The sequence below is a fragment of the Megasphaera sp. DJF_B143 genome (assembly GCF_900320625.1).
In the GTDB taxonomy this organism is placed as follows: domain Bacteria; phylum Bacillota; class Negativicutes; order Veillonellales; family Megasphaeraceae; genus Megasphaera; species Megasphaera hexanoica.
Genome location: NZ_ONTA01000254.1, coordinates 1 through 3,341 on the forward strand (window position 1 = coordinate 1; position 3,341 = coordinate 3,341).

Genomic DNA, 3,341 nt, shown 5'->3' on the forward strand with positions numbered 1-3,341 from the left:
ATGGCGTCGGCGTCACGGGAAAAGACGCCTGAGCCCGATGCCCGGTCCTGTGCTTTTTTGACGGTCTGGCTGCCTTTGCTGTAGTGGTGGCAGTAGATGACGGCGCACTGTTTCTGCGTCGATAGCCGGTCCAGCTGGTTGCAGAAGATGCCCATGTCGTGGGCGCTGTTTTCGTCGCCGTCGGTGATTTTGTAAATCGGGTCGAGGACGATGGCCGCAAAGTCTTCGTGGTGGATACGGCGCAGGAGTTTGGGGAGCAGTGTCTCCAGCGATTCCGAGTAGCCGCGCAGGTTCCACAGGACGACCTGATCCGTCCGGGGATTTGCGATGGCCATGGCCTTGTAGATGTCGGCAAAGCGGTGATAACAGGAGTGTTCGTCCAGTTCGAAATTGATGTACAGGACCTGCCCCTGGGCGCACTGGTACGTATCCATCCAGCGCCGTCCTTCGGCAATGGAAATGCACAGTTCGATGAGGGCAAAGGATTTCCCCGCCTTGCTGGGTCCGGCGACCATCATCTTGTGTCCGCGCCGCAGGAGCCCTTCGATGAGGACCGGCCGCAGGGGCGGCATGTCGTCCCAGACAGCGGAGAGACGCTGCAGCGGCGGCAGGTTGTCGCGGCTGTTCTCGGCGTATTCGTACCATTCGTCGAAGGTCCGGGTGCCCGGCGTAAAGGGGATGAGGTACTGCTTGTGTCCGCTTCGCCAGATGCCGGGCAGGCGCATGAGGCGCGACGGGTTTTTATTTTGCATGTCTACAATAAATCCCTGACGGCGGCAATACTGATAGAGGTAGTCTACGCGCCGGCTGTAGAGGTCCGGGTCACTGCCGGCATCGATGCGTACGACGGCATGGATGCTTTTTCCAGCACTGTTTACAAGCGCAACTGTGGGCAATCTGAGGCTGCGTATCCATGAGAGCTGCTGCTGTAAGGAAAGTTCATCCGATTCTACCAGTGTATAGCGGTACTCGCTGACGTTCTCGTTGCGGATACCCTTGCCGTCCAGAGGGTTGATGCGTACCCAGGCACCGGCAAGAGGGTCATAAGACCCGAGGGCTTTTTCTACATCGCCATAGGTATCGATGGCCTTCAGGATATCGTCCTGCGTGCGGAAATAAATGCCCCGGCCACGGGGAATATAGCGGTGTTTATGCTGATAGGAACGCATAGAAAACCCGACGAATTCACCGGGCCGGAACAGGCGGGAGAGAAAGGTCTTCGTCTCCCTGAGGCCGTCCCAGGGATCCGGCGGCTCTGTAAGGGGATTGTCCCTGCCGTCACGAGACAGGGCAGGAACCGTGTCCATGCGCTGGGGAAGTTCCTCGTCGGCTGATACGATGGAAATGGGCGTATCCAGCGTCCAGACTTCATCGGGGTCACTATATCCCCGGTCGCGGGCCATCTTGACCAGCGTCGCCCCGGTCACGCAGACCCCGGAAGACTTGCGGAACGAGGCCCATTTGCAGGCACATTCCCCGTCATGGAAGCGCGCCATATCGCGGCGGCTCCAGCTCTCCCAGAGAGACAGGGGGAACTGCTCATACTTGAGGGCCATGCCGACCTCGCACCATTCACTGTACGTACAACTGGCCGGATCGATGGCATCCAGTAATTCGTGTATATGAGTTGATATATAAGAAATATGATCGCCTCCTTTTTGGACCCACGGCCGGAGGTCGTGGGTCCTGTATGCTGATTTGATGAAAATGAGGCCCCTTCCGCCACTCCGTGGCCCTCCTTCCCCTCACGGGGACGGCAAAGATCCCCAGTCCGTCAAACCAGCTGCTAGTTGCTAACCGCTGACTGCGATTTTATATCAAATCGTTAAGTAACAGGCTATACCCATGCAGGGAGATCCTGCCTTTTCTGACCACTAACCACTAACCACTGACCTACGGCCTACGACGAACGATGAACGAACTACTAACTACGACCCTTCCCTGTCAGAACGGGGCCGGTTCGTCTGTCGGGACGATGTAGCGGTCTATCTGATTGTATTTTTTCCCGTTGTATTCCCGGAGGGAGATGCGGGCGCGCCCTTGTTTTGCTATGAGTTTCTTCCATTCGATGGTGATTTTGTCACCGACCCGGGCCAGTCCCAGTGTCCGGGCGAAGCTGGAGAGTTTGTACCGCATTTTCCGGCAATAGTAGAAGCGGTCGATGATTTCCGTTTCTCCCTCATCGGTCACGACAGATAGTCTCGCCTCTACCATGGGGCACGAAGGAATCTTGCTGCTGCCTTCATAGGTCGAAAAGGCCACATCCTGTACGGTGAAATCGTATTCACCCGGTGCCAGTTCCAGATATTCCGGCTCGTCCATAATTTCAATAGCCTCGTCAAAAGATAATACGTCATTCAGTTCCATGTCAGAGATTCTCCTTTCAGGATGTGAAATTATTTTGCATGATACGTTTGCACATGCTGCAAACGTGATGAATAAATCATAGCAAAAGGGGAGAGAACCTGTCAAAAAGGAACAAGGGCTCAACAGCCTTATTTTTTCTAATGCTGATGCAGTGTTAATACTGTATATTTATTTTATTAAATTGTATAATATTATAATATAGCCACTAGCGGCCAGCTGTTGACTGCTAACCTTTCCTCATGCGATGAACGACCAACGACCAACGACGAACAACCTACGACGAACGACCCACGAACTACGACCAACGGTCCTTCCCGACCTACGGCCCTTTCCGCTTGCCAATTCCACTTCTTTCTCTGGCCTTACTATGGTACAATTATTTACATAATATGTTATGGGCATGGAGGAAATGATATGAAAGACATGTGGAGGAAACTGCCACTCAGGAAGAAAGTTGTTGTGCTGCTGACGTTGCTTTGCATTGGCCTGACCATCGGGTATCTGCCGGAGCCGTATCCCCATGTCCTGACGAAGGAGGAAATCAAGGAGGCCGAAGCGGTATCCCGCTCGCAGACGGAGGTGCTGGCCCACAATGTGTCCCTGACCGACCAGGCCGGTCATTCCGTGTCGATCCAGTCTCTTTATAATAAGAAGCCCGTATTCCTGTATTTCTGGATGAGCTGGAGCGACATGGCTGCAAAAGAGCTGCCTGTCCTGGATGAGATGTACCGGGAGCAGGGCCGGGAGGTGTATTTTGTCGCCGTCTGCCTGGATCGGGGAGAGGCGGCGCGGCAGCAGATTGAGTCTGCCTGGCCGTACGATATGCCCTTGTATTTTGCCAGTATGGAAACGGCCGGTATATATAATGTATATGAAGTGCCCCAGTGGTTCATGATTGGCCGCGGCGGGACGATCTTAGACAAGCATGCAGGCAGTCTGGACCGGAAGCAGCTGGCGTATTCGCTGGCCCGGAG

At 54.5% G+C, this 3,341-nt stretch carries 3 protein-coding genes; 1 reads left to right on the forward strand and 2 read right to left on the reverse strand.

The features are described from left to right. Together DBO31_RS07520 and DBO31_RS07525 are read right to left on the reverse strand one after the other, a co-directional pair. On the reverse strand, window positions 1-1,709 hold a 1,709-nt coding region (locus DBO31_RS07520; RefSeq protein WP_369907367.1), incomplete at its 3' end, for an AAA family ATPase. A 235-nt stretch (window positions 1,710-1,944) separates the two neighbouring features. Beyond that, window positions 1,945-2,367, reverse strand: coding sequence for a hypothetical protein (locus tag DBO31_RS07525; RefSeq protein ID WP_150824843.1), 423 nt, complete (start codon window positions 2,365-2,367; stop codon window positions 1,945-1,947). 414 nt (window positions 2,368-2,781) lie between these two features. Between DBO31_RS07525 and DBO31_RS07530 the strand changes: the two genes are divergently transcribed. Beyond that, window positions 2,782-3,341: TlpA disulfide reductase family protein (locus DBO31_RS07530; RefSeq protein WP_150824844.1), on the forward strand; the 560-nt coding region annotated here is incomplete at its 3' end.